The sequence below is a fragment of the Prochlorococcus marinus XMU1404 genome (genome assembly GCF_017696175.1).
In the GTDB taxonomy this organism is placed as follows: domain Bacteria; phylum Cyanobacteriota; class Cyanobacteriia; order PCC-6307; family Cyanobiaceae; genus Prochlorococcus_A; species Prochlorococcus_A marinus_X.
Map to the genome: position 1 here is coordinate 31,487 of NZ_JAAORE010000002.1, position 19,433 is coordinate 50,919.

The 19,433-nt window shown below is 31.5% G+C and carries 19 protein-coding genes; 10 read left to right on the top strand and 9 right to left on the bottom strand.

From position 1 onward, the window contains the following. Window positions 1-66 precede the first annotated feature (66 nt). The gene (nrdJ, locus tag HA144_RS03730; protein ID WP_209042635.1) at window positions 67-2,400 is read right to left on the bottom strand and encodes a ribonucleoside-triphosphate reductase, adenosylcobalamin-dependent; all 2,334 of its coding nucleotides are present in this window, start codon (window positions 2,398-2,400) and stop codon (window positions 67-69) included. A 134-nt stretch (window positions 2,401-2,534) separates the two neighbouring features. Between nrdJ and HA144_RS03735 the strand changes: the two genes are divergently transcribed. The 3 genes from HA144_RS03735 to HA144_RS03745 are packed head-to-tail and all read left to right on the top strand — an operon-like array spanning window position 2,535 to window position 5,625. Beyond that, a complete protein-coding gene (locus tag HA144_RS03735; protein ID WP_209042637.1) occupies window positions 2,535-3,230 on the top strand; it encodes a class I SAM-dependent methyltransferase in 696 nt (231 codons plus the stop codon). A gap of 31 nt (window positions 3,231-3,261) precedes the next feature. Further along, window positions 3,262-4,899, top strand: coding sequence for a peptide chain release factor 3 (locus HA144_RS03740; RefSeq protein ID WP_209042639.1), 1,638 nt, complete (start codon window positions 3,262-3,264; stop codon window positions 4,897-4,899). Window positions 4,900-4,950: 51 nt separating this feature from the next. Then, window positions 4,951-5,625: a CPP1-like family protein gene (locus HA144_RS03745; RefSeq protein ID WP_209042641.1), complete on the top strand. Its 675-nt coding sequence runs from the start codon at window positions 4,951-4,953 to the stop codon at window positions 5,623-5,625. On the opposite strand, the gene hslO is transcribed toward HA144_RS03745, so the two are convergent. Next, window positions 5,620-6,525: an Hsp33 family molecular chaperone HslO gene (hslO, locus tag HA144_RS03750; RefSeq protein WP_209042643.1), complete on the bottom strand. Its 906-nt coding sequence runs from the start codon at window positions 6,523-6,525 to the stop codon at window positions 5,620-5,622. The genes HA144_RS03745 and hslO overlap by 6 nt on opposite strands. Beyond that, a complete protein-coding gene (locus HA144_RS03755) occupies window positions 6,515-7,162 on the bottom strand; it encodes an ABC transporter ATP-binding protein (RefSeq protein ID WP_209042645.1) in 648 nt (215 codons plus the stop codon). The genes hslO and HA144_RS03755 overlap by 11 nt, the downstream gene beginning before the upstream one ends. 83 nt (window positions 7,163-7,245) lie before the next feature. Between HA144_RS03755 and HA144_RS03760 the strand changes: the two genes are divergently transcribed. The 3 genes from HA144_RS03760 to HA144_RS03770 are packed head-to-tail and all read left to right on the top strand — an operon-like array spanning window position 7,246 to window position 9,222. Continuing rightward, window positions 7,246-7,689: a DUF3531 family protein gene (locus HA144_RS03760; protein WP_011818170.1), complete on the top strand. Its 444-nt coding sequence runs from the start codon at window positions 7,246-7,248 to the stop codon at window positions 7,687-7,689. A 9-nt stretch (window positions 7,690-7,698) separates the two neighbouring features. Continuing rightward, complete coding sequence (locus tag HA144_RS03765) at window positions 7,699-8,472, top strand: 16S rRNA (uracil(1498)-N(3))-methyltransferase (RefSeq protein ID WP_209042647.1); 774 nt, start codon at window positions 7,699-7,701, stop codon at window positions 8,470-8,472. Between the two features lie 6 nt (window positions 8,473-8,478). Continuing rightward, window positions 8,479-9,222, top strand: coding sequence for a TIGR00297 family protein (locus HA144_RS03770; RefSeq protein ID WP_209042649.1), 744 nt, complete (start codon window positions 8,479-8,481; stop codon window positions 9,220-9,222). Window positions 9,223-9,238: 16 nt separating this feature from the next. Here HA144_RS03770 and HA144_RS03775 read toward each other — a convergent pair whose 3' ends face one another. Genes HA144_RS03775 through HA144_RS03795 form a run of 5 tightly spaced genes read right to left on the bottom strand, consistent with a single transcriptional unit; the run spans window position 9,239 to window position 14,263 of the window. Further along, window positions 9,239-9,883, bottom strand: a complete 645-nt coding sequence (locus tag HA144_RS03775) for a GDSL-type esterase/lipase family protein (RefSeq protein WP_209042651.1) — start codon at window positions 9,881-9,883, stop codon at window positions 9,239-9,241. Between the two features lie 51 nt (window positions 9,884-9,934). After that, complete coding sequence (locus HA144_RS03780) at window positions 9,935-11,437, bottom strand: PhnE/PtxC family ABC transporter permease (protein WP_245152828.1); 1,503 nt, start codon at window positions 11,435-11,437, stop codon at window positions 9,935-9,937. 4 nt (window positions 11,438-11,441) lie between these two features. Beyond that, on the bottom strand, window positions 11,442-12,182 hold the full coding sequence (locus HA144_RS03785) for an ATP-binding cassette domain-containing protein (protein WP_209042654.1): 741 nt from the start codon (window positions 12,180-12,182) through the stop codon (window positions 11,442-11,444). Further along, window positions 12,179-13,072 carry a putative selenate ABC transporter substrate-binding protein gene (locus tag HA144_RS03790; protein WP_209042656.1) on the bottom strand — a complete coding sequence of 298 codons (894 nt, stop codon included), beginning with the start codon at window positions 13,070-13,072 and terminating at the stop codon, window positions 12,179-12,181. The genes HA144_RS03785 and HA144_RS03790 overlap by 4 nt, the downstream gene beginning before the upstream one ends. 12 nt (window positions 13,073-13,084) lie before the next feature. After that, window positions 13,085-14,263, bottom strand: a complete 1,179-nt coding sequence (locus HA144_RS03795; RefSeq protein WP_209042658.1) for a pyridoxal phosphate-dependent aminotransferase — start codon at window positions 14,261-14,263, stop codon at window positions 13,085-13,087. Window positions 14,264-14,411: 148 nt separating this feature from the next. Here HA144_RS03795 and HA144_RS03800 point away from each other — a divergent pair, with 148 nt between their 5' ends. From HA144_RS03800 to HA144_RS03810, 3 genes are all read left to right on the top strand, one after another. Next, the gene (locus HA144_RS03800; protein WP_209042660.1) at window positions 14,412-14,915 is read left to right on the top strand and encodes a uracil-DNA glycosylase; all 504 of its coding nucleotides are present in this window, start codon (window positions 14,412-14,414) and stop codon (window positions 14,913-14,915) included. Between the two features lie 35 nt (window positions 14,916-14,950). After that, window positions 14,951-16,168 (top strand): (E)-4-hydroxy-3-methylbut-2-enyl-diphosphate synthase, encoded by a 1,218-nt coding sequence (gene ispG / locus HA144_RS03805; RefSeq protein WP_011818179.1) that lies wholly within the window; start codon window positions 14,951-14,953, stop codon window positions 16,166-16,168. Window positions 16,169-16,229: 61 nt separating this feature from the next. Continuing rightward, the gene (locus HA144_RS03810) at window positions 16,230-17,564 is read left to right on the top strand and encodes a S41 family peptidase (protein WP_209042662.1); all 1,335 of its coding nucleotides are present in this window, start codon (window positions 16,230-16,232) and stop codon (window positions 17,562-17,564) included. On the opposite strand, the gene nadA is transcribed toward HA144_RS03810, so the two are convergent. After that, on the bottom strand, window positions 17,561-18,520 hold the full coding sequence (nadA, locus tag HA144_RS03815; RefSeq protein WP_209043225.1) for a quinolinate synthase NadA: 960 nt from the start codon (window positions 18,518-18,520) through the stop codon (window positions 17,561-17,563). The genes HA144_RS03810 and nadA overlap by 4 nt on opposite strands. Before the next feature lie 118 nt (window positions 18,521-18,638). Here nadA and HA144_RS03820 point away from each other — a divergent pair, with 118 nt between their 5' ends. Further along, entirely contained in the window at window positions 18,639-19,418 is a 780-nt protein-coding gene (locus tag HA144_RS03820) for a TIGR04168 family protein (RefSeq protein WP_245152830.1), read from the top strand. The last annotated feature ends 15 nt before the right edge of the window (window positions 19,419-19,433 follow it).

Below are 19,433 nucleotides of genomic sequence, written 5' to 3' on the forward strand. Positions count from 1 at the left end.
AGAGGTAGCCATAAATTAAATTTTTAAAAACTAATTTATATTTTTTATTTACAAATAATTTAGAAATTAATCCTTCGGTTTTGCCAAAGGAAGCAGACACTTATCTGAATCACAACCTGCTGGACCCGCTTCAGATAGTTCTCCAACATCATATTTATTGAGCGCGTCAAAGAAATCGTTATTAACCTTCCTCTCTATTACTTTATTTTGCAATGACATATATTCTTCTTTACTTATTGGTTCAAAGGGCAATCTCGGGAAAGTTGCGTTTGCACTAAATCTAGCGAGTAACGCCGCAGAAATATATCCTTCATTATTTTCTATTGCATTGTGTATGGCCTTCGCTAAATCCTCGATTTCATTTTCTCTAAATTCTACTGTTGCAGAGGTATTATGCTCTGTGTAAAATTTCTGCACTTGCATATAAAAATCAAATTGAGCTAATGCTGAGAAATTATTGATGTCTATTTTGTCTGCACCCTCTATATTAGCCCAGCTGACTTCTGTAGGGATTTCAACTAACCATTCTGTACATCTTGGATCAAATGGATTATCAAGTAAGCGGCCATTTTCATCCTTATCAGATTGAGATGGAACAACTGAGTAACCATAGTCCATGCAAGCTAATGCAATTGGATCATTTTTCCTGAAAGTTATTCTCCTTATGAATCTTTGAGCCTTTGGCGGATGCCATCCTGGAGCTGCTCCAGTTAGAAGACTTTTAGTCCCAGCTGGCTGAACAGTTGTACATCGATTTGGTCTTCTTAGATTATGTTTATCACAATATTCCCAGACAGTTTCTTTTACTATTTTTCTCCAGGAATCTAGGAATTTAGCTTCTTTCTCCTTGAAAGCCATTCCTTCTTTGGTATTTGGCCTTCCTGCTTCCCACCATTTCAACCATGGTGTACCAAAGGCATGAACACAAAAATCAAATAATCCAGTGAAACTTACTCCTACAATAGGGTCATATTCTCTACTTTTTCTATAACGCTCAACTTCAAATTCATGATTAAGTAAGCATGCTACAGAAAGAGCAGCTGCTTTAAAAGCTTTTTTTTGCTCTTCAAAATTTCCTGGATCAATCTGATTTAGATGAACTTCAGCCAAATTGCAGTGGAAATCATTTCCCAAGATTTCCCCACAAGGGTTAAGTCCATATCGGCTCATTCTGTGGTCTAACTCTTCTTCAGAAAATGGACCATAACTACTATTTATCCAATTTCTCGCTTCATCCTTACCTTGTTCTGAGTAGATTTCAATAAATTCCTTTCTCAATTCATCATCATTGAGAATATCTGCATTTGACCTTGCGATTGCTTCTGGAGCAAATTGAATAGCTCCCTCACCTGAATGGAATTGTTTCGTTACAGCTTCTAAAACAGTTTGGTAAGTGGGTTTTGTATGGTAAACCCTAGTATGATTAGCCATTCTTAGGGCATCTTTTTCGGGATCTATTCTCCAATTACCATTCTCATCTTGACTCCATAAATTTTCTTTTGCCGATGCTGCTTCCTTATCATCTGAAGCAAATTGTCTCATTCCAGCACTTCTTCTTATATTCCCAGCAACTATAGTTACTGCAGCTTCATCAATTAATAAACAACACTCTACTGTACTTAGTTTCCTACCAATTGCTTTTCCAAGAAGAGATGCAACCCGAGCATAGAGATCTTTCAATTTGATAGGATTTGCCATGCCACCAAAACCTTTTAATGATTCTCCAGCAGGCCTAATATCTTCCAAATTAATATAAACATCAATTTCTCTTTCAAGACTCTCGTCACTTGATGCCTCAAGAAGATATTTATAGCTATCAACCCAGCCTCTTCTGCTATCTCCAACTTTGATATGAAGATCTTTACCTTTGATTTCTAATGATGACTTTTCCTCTCTTTGATCTTTAGGAGTTATTCCAACTTCACTAACTGATTTAATATTTATTTTGTTTATTACCGTAGGTAGATTATTTATAAAATGAGGCTCAATTATTGCACCTGTTCCACATCCCATCATTGCTAAGTCCATCATCAAAGCAAAGGCTTCCCAGTCAATTAAGTTTGTTGAAGTACAGTTGTATGCCCCAGAGAAATTTTGGTTTTTATTAATCCAAGGAGTTCCTCCAATCCATAACCATCTTCCTGAAGGTTGGGCTTTTTGGTTGCTTTGCATCTCTCTCATTAGGATCAATTCTTCATCAGAAAGTTTTCCTAATTCTTTCAAGCCCGATAAATTTCTGTCACCCACCTCATTCCAGTTCTCCCTTTTGCCAGAGGTAGTTTTCCTACTGTAAGATCTGAAAAAAACTGGATAAGCAGCTGGCGCAGTCTTTGGAAAATCATCTTTTTTAAGATTATTGGAATAGCTCTCTGAAGAAGCTTTATTTGGTGCAACAGTCACGATAAAAAAAACGTATGTAAATAACCCGTACTGGAAGAATAACTCTACCTGTGGCGTCTGCAACCATTCTTACCACTATTTAACGGTTTGTGTAGAATTATGTTTAATATGAAATCTTTGTTTCAAGAAAGGACATGGAAAGAGTCCCAGAACCCGAGTTAATGGAAGAAAAAGAACAGGTCATTTCTTATGACGAAGCTGATTTTTCAAAAGGTGAAGTTAATCTAATTAATCAAATAAATTATTATCTCTTGAGAAAAAATATTTCTTTAGGTGAAAAAGATCTAATAGTTGATTTAGGATGCGGCCCAGGAAATATTTCTGAGAAGTTAGCAATAAAATGGCCTAATACTGAAGTAGTTGGAATAGATGGTTCTAAAGAGATGATTTTGAGAGCAGAATATAATAAAAATATTTCTACTTATCAGAAAAAATTAAAGAATTTAAGCTATATCTGTTCTGACATCAAAGACATTAAATCAAATAATTTTTTACTTAAAAAAAGAATTAGTTTGCTTGTAAGTAACAGTTTGATCCATCACATTACCAATCTTGAAGATTTCTTTAACACCATAAGAAGTTTGTCTAGTAATATCACTGTAAATTTTCATAAGGACTTAAAAAGGCCATTAGATGAGAAGTCTGCTCTAGAACTAAAAGCACAATGTTCAACTAAATATAATAAAATTTTAACTAATGATTATTATGCATCTTTAAAAGCTTCTTATACTTTTAAAGAGTTAAAAACTTTCACTTTAGAGAATGATCTATCCTCCTTAGATGTGTTTGAAGACAGTGATGAATATTTAATAGTTTATGGTAATGTTTAAAAACTAAGATTAAGATCATTATATTAGTCAAATGAGCTTAGGTACTAAAATTATAAATAATAAAGATATACAGGATGCGGTAAATAAAAGAAGAAATTTTGCCATTATTTCACATCCAGATGCGGGGAAAACGACTCTTACTGAAAAGCTGCTTTTATATGGAGGTGCCATACAACAAGCAGGAGCAGTAAAGGCTAGAGGAAATCAGAGAAAAGCTACGTCAGACTGGATGGAACTGGAGAAACAAAGAGGTATCTCAATTACATCTACAGTATTGCAATTTCAATATGATAGATCAGTAATAAATCTATTAGATACACCAGGACACCAAGATTTCTCTGAGGATACTTATAGAACTTTAGCTGCTGCTGATAATGCAGTTATGTTGGAAGATGCTGCTAAAGGCCTAGAACCTCAAACTAGAAAATTGTTTGAAGTTTGTAAGATGCGAAAAATACCAATATTTACTTTCATAAATAAAATGGACAGACCAGGAAGAGAGCCATTCTCTTTACTTGATGAAATCGAATCAGAACTTGGATTAAATACTTTACCTATTAACTGGCCAATTGGTAGTGGCGAGGAATTTAGAGGCGTTATTGATAGATTTTCGAGAGAGGTGATTTTATTTGATAAAGCCGTAAGAGGGAAACAATCGAATGAGAAAAGATTAAGTCTTGAAGATAAAGAGCTATCAAAATATGTAGAGAGAGATTTACTTGAAAACTCACTTGAAGAATTGGAGGTTCTTGATGAGGCAGGATCGAAATTTGAAAAAGAAAATGTTTTTAATGGTTCCTTAACCCCAGTTTTCTTTGGATCTGCCATGACTAATTTTGGTGTAAGACCATTTTTAGATAGTTTTTTAAAAATGGCTCAAAAACCAACCTCAAGAAATAGTAATAAAGGGGGTATTGAACCTGCAAGCAATGAATTTAGTGGGTTTGTTTTTAAGCTTCAAGCAAACATGGATCCAAAGCACAGAGATAGGGTCGCTTTTATAAGAGTTTGTAGTGGAAAATTTGAAAAGGATATGTCAGTTAAACATTCTAGGACTGGAAAAACAATTAGATTATCAAGACCACAAAAAATATTTGGGCAAGATAGAGAAGTTGTTGATGACGCCTATCCTGGAGATGTAATTGGCTTGAATAATCCTGGGATGTTTTCTATTGGAGATACTCTTTATACTGGATCTCATTTAGAGTATGAGGGTATACCATCCTTTAGTCCTGAAATATTCAGCTGGCTAAGGAATCCAAATCCCTCAGCATTTAAAAACTTTAGAAAGGGTGTGAATGAACTTCGTGAAGAAGGCGCTGTTCAAATTCTTTATGACTTTGATGAGAGCAAAAGAGACCCTATACTTGCAGCTGTAGGTCAATTACAGTTGGAAGTGGTAATTCACAGGTTAAAAAGTGAATATGGTGTAGATGCAAATCTTGAATCAATGCCATATCAACTGGCTAGATGGGTTTCCGATGGATGGTCAGTTATTGAAAAACTTGGCAGAGTCTTTAATTGTAAAATTGTTAAAGATTGTTGGAATAGGCCAGTTATTCTTTTTAAAAATGAGTGGAATCTAAATCAATTTGTTGAAGATAATAATAACTTGAATTTAAACAAAGTTGCTCCAGTTGTTAGTGGAGTCCAACCAATTGTTTTGTAAAGTCTTAATGGATTATAAAATTGGTTAATCTGTTATTATTGGTAAAAAATTTTGGATTCAAACAGTAGTAAAAACAATAATAAAAAATCACCTTATGAAATTTTAGGTGTAAAAGAAGGTGCTGCTTTTGAGGATATTCAGAAAGCTAGAGATATTAAAGTTAAAGAGGCTGGGGAAGATTTAATTTTAAAAGCAAAAATAGAATCCTCCTTTGATCAATTACTTATGGGGAGTTTGAAAGCCAGACAATCAGGAAACATAAGTTATGAAGCTGTTAGTGCTTCAAAAAAAGAGAAACAAATTAATCAATTTACAAATAATAATTTCCCAATGCTTTCTAAGATGAAAAATTTAAATAATAATTCTAAGAATGCAAGTCAATATAGTCTTCCAAAAATAACACCCCCTTCATTTGATAACCTTCCAATAAAAATATCTGTTGGAATATTATTTTTAATTTTGTTATTTATCAGTCCAGATTCGAATAATAGACTTTTGCTCTCTATCTCAACGTTAATACTTACCTATACTCAAATTAAATCAGGGAAAAGATTTATAGCTTCTCTAGGATGGAGTGTTACCTTTCTATCAATAGGATTGATATTCGGTGGATTACTTGAAACTAATTCTTTCATTCAGGAAATATCTAATGATTCTTTATCAATTCAAAAAATTCAAAGTATTCCAGCCATGGTTATTTTATGGCTCGGCGTAGTTTTCTTATGATTGATTTTCTACCATCGATTTAATTTCTTCATAATTTATAAGATATTTATTCTTACAAAATTCACAAACCAATTCTGCTTTGCCATCTTTTTTTAGGATGTCTTCCAACTCGCTTTTATCAAGCATTTTCATTGCATTTAAACTTCTTTGTTTTGAACATTTGCATTTAAAGCTAACTTCTTGAGAACGAGCTTTTTCAGATATTGATTTATCGTCAATATCAGGGAATATATCTCTTATTAATGAAAGAAGGTTATCTTTTGACTGAAATAGTTCTTCACTAAAAGAATTAATTTCTTTACATCTTTCTTCAAGTAGAGATACTAGTAAAGGGTCAGTTTCTTTTTTTGGTAAAACTTGAGCTAATAACCCTCCACTACAAATAACACTTTTATTTTGAATTTTTTCTCCTATAAATACAGCAGAAGGAGTTTGTTCTGAATGATACAAATATGAAGCTAAGTCTTCAGCAATATTTCCATTTACTAATTCAACAGTACTTGTGAATGGTTCCCCAAATCCACTATCTCTAATAACATTTAAATACCCTGTGCCTAATGCTTTTGAAAAATCAAAAGAATATTTATTATTTATTTTGACTAGATCTAATTCTAAATCAGGATTCCCTACATAACCTCTAACTTCCCCGTCCCTACCTGCATCAACTAACAATCCCTTTAAAGGACCATCAGATCTAATTCTTAAGGTAACTCTACCATGCATTATCTTCATCGAACTTGCCAAAAGTAGTGAAGCACTAAATGCTCTTCCTAAGATACAGGTGGTTAAATAAGAAAGATCGTGTCTTTTTTTAGCTTCTAAAGAAGATTCTGTTGTTAAGACTGCAACTAATCTTATTCCTCCATTTGCTGCAGTAGCTCGAACTATTCTATCCTTCATTACTTTCTTTCATAAGATCTTTGATTTTCCCTTTTTCCAGAATTAACATCCTAGACGTAATGCCCTGAAATAAGGCAGGTTCATGAGTAACAATAATAATTGTATTTTTATTTTTTAGATCAATAATTAAATTATTCACATCTTTTCTCATTGAATAGTCTAGTCCGGCAGTTGGTTCATCAAGTAAAAGAATTGAGGGGTTTCTAAGTAGCTGAACTGCAACAGCTAACCTTCTTTGTTGTCCTCCACTTAGTTGTTCTGGTGGTTGGGTCAAGTTAATTTTTTTCAAGCCAACCTTATTTAAAACTATTTCTATATTTTTCTCTCTTAAAGATTTATGACCTATTTTTAATTCTTTCCCAATGGTTGTGCCTATAAAGTATCTTTCAGGAAATTGGAATACTACTCCACAAAACCATCTTCTTTGTCTAGAAGATAATATTTTATTCTTCCAAGTAATTTTTCCTTTTTGTGGATTTGTTAATCCGCTTATTATTTCTAATAGTGTTGTTTTCCCTGAACCACTATTACCACAAATTAAAATGATTTCATTTTCATGAACTTTTAAATTTAGATTGTCTATTATTTTTTTTTCAGAAGTTTGAGGTTGATAAGATATTCCTTTTAAATTAAGCATTATTAATTAAGTTATCGGTGCGAATTTTAATCTTGTAATAACTTACTTATAATAGCTATAGATCTAAAAAGCTATTAGTCAATATGAATATTATTTTTAGAGAAGTTGATCCTTTTAATTGTTGGATATGGATAAGGTTTTCAGAATCACCAACTCAAGATGAAAAAAATTATTTAGATGGTGTTTTTGATAGTTGGTACGTTTTAGGAAGATTAGGCGGATTTAATTCTGAAAATTTGCAAACTCATGAAGAGGGTTCGGATTTAAGTTGGATGTCCTACGATAATGACCAAAAAAACGCATCTCTTCCAGCATTAATGCATAATTTAGGAATTATGGAATATCAAAACCTGTGGGGAAGATGTTGGGTCGATTTTGGAACTTCAGACTCCATTTCAATAGATATATTAATTAATTCTTTGAATGAGATATCAAATAATTATGTAAAAATTGAAGAGTTAATTATTGGGGGTGAAAATAATGATTGGTCAGTTGAAGAACATGAAGATTTAGTTTTCAAAGATTAAGTGTTTTAGATGGAAGACTTAACAAGATTAATTATTTCCCATGAAAGAATTGAAAATATTAAGAACAATAATTTAGAACTTTCTAAAGAAGAGGCTCATTATTTAAATAAAGTAATGAGGATAAAAAATGGTAAAAAAATATTTATAGCTAACGGAGAGGGTTCATTATGGAAAGCTATAAAAGTTAAAAATGATTGCTTAGAAATAATTAAATCAAAAAAACCTTACTTATTTCAAGAACAAGAAATTCACTTATTAGGAATAGCTGTTGTTATACCAAAAAGTGGTTTTGAGGATATTTTAAAAATGTGTACTGAAATAGGAATTGATTATATACAGCCATTATTTTCAGAAAGACAGGTAAACAAAAATTTAAATTTTTCTAGAAAACTTTTGAGATGGAATTTAATTATCAATGAAGCTGTTGAGCAAAGTGAGAGATTATGGAAACCATCTATTTTAAATGGAATGGATATTATTGAATGGCTAAAAAGTAGAGATAATCAAGAAAGAGTTTCAATTTCGATAACTAGAGAAGAAACACTATATGACTTAAATCAATGGTTAAGAAAACAACAAGAATTTGGAAATAAAAAAGGAGGTATTTTTTGGAATGTAATTGGTCCTGAAGGAGGTTGGTCCGCTAAAGAAATTGATTTTTTTAAAAAAAATAATATTACCTTTGTTAAGCTTTCCGACACTATCTTAAGAACTTCAACGGCTAGTATTAACGCATCAACAATTCTAAATCAGTGGAGAATTGATTTCAAATTAAAGAATTAGATAAAAATGGATTTAATTAGAAATCAATTTTTTATAGGTTTTTGCATTAATTTTATTTTGATTTATATATTTTGCAGGATTCCTTTGATGACGAAAAGTGGTTGGGTAAGTGCAGGCATATTAGGCACAATTTTGTGGGGATGTTTGTCTTGGCAGGGATGGATGTCAGTTGTAATTTATTTATTATTTGGATCCCTCGTTACCAAAATAGGTTTTAAATTTAAAAAAGCACAAGGAATTGCTGAAAAAAGAGGCGGGAGAAGAGGTCCTGAGAATGTATGGGGCTCAGCAGCTACAGGATTATTTCTTGCCATTATGACCAAATTTAATGCTGCCAATGTAGTGATGTTTAAAGTAGGTTTTGCTGCAAGTTTTGCTGCAAAGTTGGCGGATACTTTTGGTAGCGAAATTGGAAAAAGATTTGGTAAAGACACATACTTAATTACTTCACTTAAAAAGGTGGATAGGGGAACTGAGGGCGGAATAAGTATAGAAGGAACATTAGCTAGTGTTTTGGGATCAATATTTATGGCTTTTATAATGCTTCGCCTATCAATTATTTCTACAAAAGATCATTTTATAGTTGTTGTAGTTTCTGGATTCTTGGCAACACTTTCTGAAAGTATTATTGGTGCTAAATTTCAAAACAAATATAAATTAAGTAATGAATTGGTAAATGCTATTCAGACAAGTATTGCTTCTGTTTTTGCTATCTTTGCTCTTATTTTATATTCATATTTTTTAAATTAATAATATTTGGAAAGACCTAAGATTCTTTCCATTTTGTAAGAATTTCCCAGCTTTTAAGTCTTTGGAAAAGCCAGAAATGACCTTCGGAATTTAGATGAATTCCATCATGCGTAATCCAATTTTTACTCCTTTTATCAGAGTACATTTCTCTAAAAGTAGGAAGAAATGGGACATTCTGATTGAGGCATACTTCTTCCATTCTCCTTTCATAAGAATTACAAAAATCATTTGAGTACCATAGACATCCTGCGAACGGCATTTTGCTTTCGTCAACTGGTGTCAAACCAATAACAAATAGATTTGTTTGAGAGTTCATTTCATTAATTAGCCTCTCTAATCCATATTCAAATCCATCTATATCTAATTGATGTCTTCCATTTATCTGACCAATTGCTGCAGTGTCGTTAAGACCTACATTTAGTAGGATTGCTTTAGGTTTATTTCTTCTCGTTTCTCCTCTAGATGACCATTCTTTTTCCCATCTAGATGAAACTTTTTCTATCCCATCTCCCCTAACGCCAAGTTGATAAATAACTGGTCCATTTTGGTTATTACCCCAATCTTTTCTAAGCCTCTCACACCATCCACCACCCTCATTATCTCCCCATCCATAAACTGAGCTATCTCCAATTACAACAAGCTGTTTTGGTAAGCTAATCACTATAACCGAGGAAAAAAATAATTACTTGATTTAACTTTTTATTCTTACAAATCAAGTTAAACTATTTTTGATTTTACCATTTATTAATTCGCCAACTATTGCGATGGAGCTATAAGCTATCAAAACTATGGTGACTTCTTGCCATGCGAAGGAACTTAGTGATTCTTGCAATTGCCACCCTAGACCAATACTTCCAATAACCCCAACAATTGCAGTTTCTCTAATAATGATGTCAGATCTATAAGCGCAATATGCTAAGTAACTTTTTGCTTGTTGAGAAAATAAACCTAAAAGCCAACTAGTCTTTTTTGAGATTCCTAGAGATTTCATTGCAATATAATTTCTCTTGTCTTGGCTATCTAGATTTGTAAAAAGTAATTTGCTAGTAATACCAGCATTGTGGAGACCTAATGTTAAAGCTGCTAAAGATAAAGAAGGATTATTGAAAGTTAATAGAGTAAGAAGTATTACAGGTGTAGGTATTAAACGTAATAAAAATGCAAAAATTTTTATAAAAATTTTAGAACTATTGTTGTTAAAAATTCCTATTACTAATGGAGGTAAACTAATTGCGATTCCTGTTGAAAAAAGACTTAAAATTATTGTTTCTAATATAAGTTTTAAGAAATCAAATAATCCTAAATCTGAGCTTGATTTAAATAGAGAACTAACGGAATTAAAATTTTCAAAATTATTATTAAAAATAAAATAAAGAAAATATGAAAAAGAAAATAAAATTGTTATGAAAAAAACTGCAATAAAAAAAATAGATAGGATTTTATTTGTAGTATTAAATTTTGTTTTTTTGAATATTAATCCAGAAATAATTATCAAAATTGCTAAGGACCATAAATAAGTCCATAACTCTCTAAAATTCAAAGTTTGGAAAGATAAAAAAATACTGGTACCTATTCCTCCAATCCCAAAAAGTCCTAAAATCACAGTACTTCTTATTGAACACTCTAATCGATATAAACCAAAGTTTTTAAATGTATTTATTATTGGATTCCATATTAAAGTTAGTAAAGAAGAAAATTTAGGTGCATTTATTTGATTTATAGATTCAAAACTTTTGTAGTCAATAGTTTCTATTTGTTCAGCAAAAACTTTTGAATTTACAGCAATATAAGGTATACATATAGCTATTATTCCTATCGAAAAATTTATTCCATATATTTGCATTAATATTATTCCCCAAACCACTTCGTGTATAGATCTAATTATTGTTAGAAAAAACCTTATTAATCGGTAGAAAAAATTTGGAATATTAAAGATTTTATAAAAAATATTTGAGGAAATTATTCCAAAAATTGCTCCAAAAATAATACTTACTAACCAACTAAAAAAACCAATTAAAATAGTTTCATTTAATCGCTTAATTACGGTAATAATAATTTCATTATCGATTTTGGGATTAAATGCAGAAATTAAGAATTCTTGGAATAATTTAAATCCTCCAAAATGAATATTGTTTATTAATTGATACCCTAGAGGTATGCATACCAAAATTGGAAGAAAAGATAATGAGGTATAGTTTAATTTTAATTTTTTCAATTAATTAATATATTTTCTCTACATGAATCTTTTTTAAGTTATTTCTTTTGATATTGAAAAAAATTTTACCATCCCTTATTCCAATAACTTTATCGAAATCGTTCAGCAAATCTAATCGATGTAATGCAACTAATACCGTCTTTGGGGATTTTTTTGTATCATTTTTATTGACACTTTCTAGCATTAGGTTTTTAATTGTTGTTATCAATTTGGGATCTAGATTATTAAAAGGCTCATCTGCAAGTAATATATTTGATTCTTGAATTAATGATCTAGCTATAGCCACCCTTTGTTTTTGCCCCCCAGATAGTTTTCTGATTTTTTTGTCGTAAATAGAGTTATGAAGTCTACATAATTTCATATATTTATGCGCCTTCTTAAAAGAACTTATATTTAGTAAATTTTTAAAAGCGAAATAAAAATTGTTTTCCGCTAGTAGTCCACAATTAACATTTTGTTCTGCAGAGAGATCTTCTATTAATCTTAAATCTTGCCATATTGTTGTTATTTTACTTTTCTGCTTTCTATCTAATTCCTCGAAACTTTCGTTGAATAATTTAACCTCACCTTGAGTTGGCTTTATAGTGCCATTAAGTACTGATATAAGAGTAGTTTTTCCTGAACCGCTTTTACCTAAAAGTGCAATTTTTTCCCCAGAATTTATTTTTAGATTTATTTTATTTAGGATCAGATCATTTTTGTATTTATAAGATATGTTTTTTAATTCTAATACAGTATTATTCATCTAATTTTATTTAATTTCCTCCCGATTTCCTCTATATTTTTATATTGTTTTGATTCTGCCTTTATAAATCTTTTTGCATTGAACATATCTAATATCTGTTTATGTGATTTTTGCTTTATATCTAAATCTAAAATTACTGATTTAAGTTTGTTTGTAAACCCTTCCCCGAATCGATTGTCAAGATCCCCTTGAGCAATCCAATGATAGTCAACAAATTCTGGGGTGATCCAGAATAATTCTGAATTACTTGCCCTTTTGGGATTATTTTTAAGAGTGTTTCTCCATACTTGTTTATTTAAAGCTCCAGCATCAAACGCCCCACTATTGACTAAAGCTATAGTGGCATCATGACTCCCACTAAAACCTGCTTTTTTGCCTTTAAAGTTTTTGATTTCTACTCCTGCTTGATTTAAAAAATATTCTGGCATTAATCTTCCAGAAGTTGAGTTTTCAGAGCCAAAAGTAAATCTTAAATTCTTTAGTTTTTTAAGTCCTTTAATGTTTGAAATTGAGTTAAGTTCTAAATTTTTGTTTACTATAAAAACACTTTTAAATTCCTTATCGATATCTCTTTGAGCTATGACAATTGAATTAGGTGTTTGTAATCTTGCTTGAACTCCTGATAAACCGCCAAACCAAACTAAATCTAAATCTTTAGTTCTAAATCCAGTTACTGCTGCAACATAATTAATAACAGGAATGTATTTAACTTCTACAGCAAGTTGTTTGGATAATTCTTTTGAAAATAAATTAAATCTTTTGTCCAAAACATCTTGGTTTTGATCAGGTATTGCTCCAACTTTTAAAACTTTGGGATTTGAAAATACAGGTGATGAAAAAACAGAAAATAATAGAGATGAACTTAGTAGGAAATTCTTTAAGTTAAACATAACTTAGTTAAATTAATAGTATTCAGAGATTGCTTTTTCAATCCTTTGTAGTCCATCTTTTATTTTAATTTCTGAAGCTGCACAAGATATTCTTATACATTGATCAGCTCCAAAAGCTTTTCCAGGTACAACAACTAATCCGTAATCTTGAAGAGCTTTATTGCAGAAATCAACAGAAGTAATTGAGGAGTTGGGTAATTTTGGAAATGCGTAAAATGCTCCGTTAGGTTCTTCAATATAAATCCCATTTATATTATTAAGGCCCTCATAGAGAAGTCTTCTTCTTTGATCATAATAGCTATTTATCATTGAGAAATACTCATTATTAATTTTTAAAGCCTCTAAAGCACCTTTTTGAACAAAGGAGCAAACATTACTTGTACTTTGACTTTGTAATGCTGAGGATGCTTTGATTACATCTTTGGGACCTATTAAATAACCTATCCTCCAGCCAGTCATGGCCCATCCTTTCGCAAACCCATTTATTATAAAAATTCTATCTTTTAAGTCATTTGCTAATGAAGATAAACTGTAGTGTTTAAATTCTTTTTTAAGGATTAGTTCGTAAATCTCATCAGAAAGAATATTGATATTTGGATTTTCTCTAGCTAAATCGGCAATTTGTAATAATTCTTCCTTTGACATAACTCTTCCAGTAGGGTTATTCGGAGAATTGATAATTATAAATTTAGTTTTTGAAGAGATTTTAGACTTCAAATCTTCTATATTTATTTTGAATCCATCTTCTGCAGAAGAATTTGTAAAAATTGGCTTCCCACCCGCCAATCTAACCATCTGGGGATAACTTAACCAATATGGAGAGGGAATAATAACTTCGTCTCCAGTATTTAACAATACTTGGAAAAGATTATATATTGCTTGCTTAGCACCATTTGTGACCATTACATTTTCAAATTCATAATTTAAATCGTTTTGAATTTGAAGTTTATTTGCAATTGCTTTTCGGAGATCTAAATTCCCCGCTGCGGGCCCGTACTTTGTAAATCCATCAAATATAGCTTTACTTGTAGCCTCTATAACTTCTTTTGGGGCATCAAAATCAGGTTCACCTGCACTTAAATTGCAAATATCTACTCCTTCTGCAGATAATTGATTTGCTTTAGCACTTATCTGCAATGTAAGAGAAGGCTCAATTGAAAGTGCCCGATCAGATAAATTAACTTGACTCATTGACTTATGACTTTTCAAATATGACAAATGCATAAATTAAGAATAAATAAAACTATCACACTATGGTTTAATTTAGTTCATTTTCTTAATCTATTTTATTTTCATGTTTTGAGTTCTTAAGATAAAAATATTTAAAGTTTTATTTTCGGTGAAAAGGTTAGTAATTGGGAGAGGAAGTGTATTTGCAGATTTGTTAGTAATTGGTGAGGCACCTGGAGCCCAGGAAGATTTAGAAGGAAAACCTTATGTAGGTAAATCTGGTAAGTTATTAAACGAATTATTAGTACAAGCTGGAATTGATTATAAGAAGGATGTTTATTTTTGTAATGTAATTAAATGTCGTCCACCAAATAATAGAAAACCCACGGCTAGAGAAATTAATATTCATAAACCTTGGTTATTACAGCAAATAAAGTTAGTCGATCCAAAATTTATATTACTTACTGGTTCTACTGCCATGACAGCTATTTTAGAAGTTAAAGATCCTATAAGTAATTTAAGAGGTCAATGGATTAAAAAAGATGGGAGAGAAATTATGGTAATTTTTCATCCATCTTATTTGTTGAGATTTCCTTCAAAAGAAATCAATAAACCTTACCATCTAACTTTGAAAGACCTAGAGAATGTAAGTGGTAAACTATATGCCGTATAATTTAGTGAAATCCTTTTTGAATATCAAGAATTTTAATGTCATTAACTCAATCTAAAGAGGTTAATAGTCTCTCCAAAAGATATTCAACTCATATTGAGAGAAGGATAACTAGAACAGTAATGGTGGGTGATATAGCTATTGGAAGTGATTATCCAGTAAGAGTTCAATCGATGATAAATGAAGATACTATGGATGTCGAAAATGCTTACTTAGCTATCAAAAGACTTCATGATGTGGGTTGTGAAATAGTAAGGTTAACTGTCCCTTCCTTAGCACATGCCAAAGCAGTAGGAGATATAAAGGCAAAATTACTAGAAAATAATATAAATACCCCCTTGGTGGCTGATGTTCACCATAATGGTATGAAAATTGCAATGGAAGTTGCAAAACATGTTGATAAAGTAAGAATTAATCCTGGATTGTTTGTTTTTGAAAAATCAGACCCTACAAGAACTGAATATACAGATGAGGAATTTGAAACTATTAAGCAAACAATACTTAAAAGATTTACCCCTTTAGTTGAAGTTTTAAAGGCTGAAAACAAAGCTCTAAGGATTGGAGTAAATCATGGGTCTCTATCTGAGAGGATGCTTTTTACTTATGGAGATACGCCATTAGGAATGACAGAATCTGCGATGGAGTTCGTCAAAATTTGTGATGAGCTTGATTTTCATAACATAATTATTTCTATGAAAGCTTCTAGGGCTCCGGTCATGATGGCAGCTTACAGAATGATTGCAGATAGGCTTGACTCAGAAGGATATAACTATCCCTTACATTTAGGAGTGACCGAAGCTGGTGATGGTGATTATGGAAGGATTAAAAGTACTGCTGGAATTGGAACGCTTTTAGCAGAGGGATTAGGAGATACCATCAGGGTTTCCTTAACAGAAGCTCCAGAAAAGGAAATACCAGTGTGCTATTCAATTTTGCAATCTTTAGGATTAAGAAAAACAATGGTTGAATACATCAGTTGCCCTAGCTGTGGGAGAACACTTTTCAATTTAGAAGAAGTTGTAGACAAAGTTAGGAACGCCACTTCACATTTGACGGGTTTAGATATAGCAATAATGGGATGCATAGTAAACGGACCTGGAGAAATGGCAGATGCTGATTATGGCTATGTGGGGAAAGGAAAGGGAACTATTGCTTTATATAGGAGGAAAGAAGAAATAAAAAGAGTACCTGAAGATGAGGGTGTTAATGCTTTAATTCAGCTAATTAAGGATGATGGAAAGTGGATTGATCCTTAAGGATTAATTAAATTTTGTCATTTTAAATGAAATTTTTATACCATTAAGAAATCTAGATCCTTTGAAGGTAAATAAATTGCTAAGAAAGAATTTAATAATTTTTTTTGCGACAACTACATCATGTATATATTTTAATAATTTTGCTGAGGCAACAGTATTAAATAATAGTCATAAAGAAGTAATTGATCATGTATGGCAAATTGTATATAGAGATTTTCTTGATTCAAATGGTAACTTTAAAAAGTCTAATTGGATTGAGTTAAGAAAAAAATTTTTATCAAAAAAATACTCTAACAGTGAAGAAGCATATGATGCGATTAGAGATATGCTCTCAAACTTGGATGATTCCTACACAAGATTCTTAGAGCCTAAAGAATTTAACCAGATGAGAATTGATACTTCGGGTGAATTAACTGGAGTTGGTATCCAAATAGTTAAAGATAAAGAATCTGATGATTTAATTATCGTCTCCCCTATAGAGGATGGTCCTGCTTATGATGCAGGGATAAAGGCAAGAGACAGAATATTATCCATAGATGATATTTCAACTAAAGGGATGAATATAGAGGATGCAGTGAAATTAATAAGGGGGAAAAGAGGTACTAAAGTAAAGCTAGAAATTCTTAGAGGTTCAAGAACATTTTTTAAGGTTTTATTAAGAAAAAAGATTGCAATAAAATCTGTTTCAAGTAAAGTAAATCAAACCAATAACGGATTATTAATTGGTTATTTAAGAATTAAACAATTTAATGCAAATGCCTCAAGAGAGACGAGAAATGCTATTAAAGATTTAGAAAAAAAACAAGTTGCAGGATATGTTCTTGACTTAAGAAGTAATCCTGGGGGATTATTAGAATCAAGCATTGATATATCTAGGCACTTTATTAATAAAGGAATAATAGTTAGTACTTTAAGTAAAGATGGTTCTAAAGAAATAAAAAGAGGAAATGGGCAAGCTCTAACTGATAAGCCCTTAATTGTTTTAGTTAACGAGAGTTCTGCCAGTGCTAGCGAAATAGTTGCTGGTGCAATAAAAGATAACAGAAGAGGAAAATTAGTTGGAAAGAAAACTTTCGGCAAAGGTCTAGTTCAATCTATGCGAACTTTAGTTGATGGCTCAGGACTGACTGTCACCGTAGCTAAGTATCTTACTCCAAATGGAACGGATATAAATAGATCTGGAATTATCCCAGACATAGAGGTACGAATGAATATCAACCCTATTCTTCAAAGGGAGATTGGGACCAGAAGAGATAACCAATATAGAACTGGTGAAAAAGAGCTAGTAAATATAATTAAAAGAAATAATCAGATAAGTGAATTTAATCCAAAAACTACAAACCTTAATGCGTTCCTAAAAATTAATAAGGAAAATAAAGTATTTTCTTTTAATTAATTACTCATATCTAACATTCTCTTAATTGGTACATAGGCTCTTTTTATTATTTCTGAGTCAAGTTCGATTGACGGGTAATTATTTTTCAGACAATCAAGAATTTTTTCTAAAGTATTTAATTTCATATATGGACACTCGTTACATTTACAACCTTCTATGTCGGGGACTTCAATAAAAATTTTGTTAGGTTCTTTCTTCTTCATTTGGTGGATTATTCCAGGTTCAGTTAATACCATGTAAGTTTTAGATGAATCTTTACTTACGAAATCAAGCAGTTTACTTGTTGATCCAATAAAGTCCGAGAGAAGTAGTAAATTTTGACTACATTCAGGATGAGCAATTACTTTTGATCCTGGATTTTGGTATTTTAGTTTTAGTAGTGCTTCTTCACTAAATGATTCATGAACAATACAACTGCCAGGCCATAATTTAAGATTTCTTCCTGAATTTTTCTGTACCCATCTCCCAAGGTTCTGATCCGGTGCAAATATTATCTTTTTATCTTTAGGTATCTTTTTAATTAATGAGACTGCATTACTACTTGTGCATATAAGATCACTTTGCGCTTTTACTTCTGCAGTGCAATTTATATAACTTACTACATAGTGATCTGGATTTTCTTCCCTGAACTTTTGAAATTTATCTGAGGGACAATCGTCTGCTAATGAGCATCCTGCGTCAATATCTGGTAATAGAACAATTTTATTTGGGCTAAGAATTTTTGCGGTTTCAGCCATAAAGTGTACCCCGCAAAAAATGATTATATCTGCATCATTATTTGCTGCTTTTCTAGATAGATCTAATGAATCGCCAATAAAATCTGCAATTTCCTGAATCTCTGGGGCTTGATAATAGTGCGCAAGAATAATTGCATTAGCTTTTTTGCAACGCTCCTTTATTTCAGAAATCAAATCCTCTTCGTTTTGAACTGATTTCTGTTTTGCAGTAGAAGTTATACTGGTCAGGATTTAGAATATCTCTAAATAGATTATATGCCTTTAACCAGAAAAAATTCTGACAAATTTAAAAATTGCTATTGTTGGTGACTGTCATGGTCAATGGTCTGAATCAGACTTGAAAGTTTTATCGATTATTAAACCGAATATTGTTTTATTTGTTGGTGATATTTCTGATGGGAGTGTCAAAATAATTAAAAAAATAAATGAGATCAGAATTCCTACTTTTGTGATTTTAGGAAATCATGATAGAGGGAAGGATTCTACAGGCGAAACTCTCTCAAAGCAGATACGTGTTCTTGGTGGAAAATATTGTGCATGGGATTTGAAAGTTTTTAATAATCAAATAAATTTACTATCTGCAAGACCATGTAGTTCTGGCGGAGGCTATTATCTTTCTAAAGAAGTTAAAGGTGTTTATGGACCTATCACTGAACAAGATTCAATTAATAAAATTATCAAATGTTCGGAAAAGACTGTTGAAAATATACCTTTAATAATTATGTCTCATGCTGGCCCTTCGGGTTTAGGCTCAGAACCTAAAAGCATTTGTGGGAAAGACTGGAAATTACCCTCTTTAGATTGGGGAGATAGAGATTTGTCTGTGGCTATTTCTAAAATACAAAAGAGAAGAAAAGTTGATCTTGTAATTTTTGGTCATATGCACAATCGGCTTAAAAGAAATCTTGGTTTAAGAGAGATGTTTAAGATAGATACCAAAGGAACGATTTATTTCAACACTGCTGTAGTGCCAAGATATAAAACTGATGAAGACGGGAAATTACTAATTAACTTTTCATGGATTGAGTTTGAAAAAAAGGAATTAAGACATGTTTCTCATCGATGGTATTCAGAGTCTGGTGAAATTTGTGAAGAAGAGAAATTTTTTAAGATTTAGATATTTTGGATCATA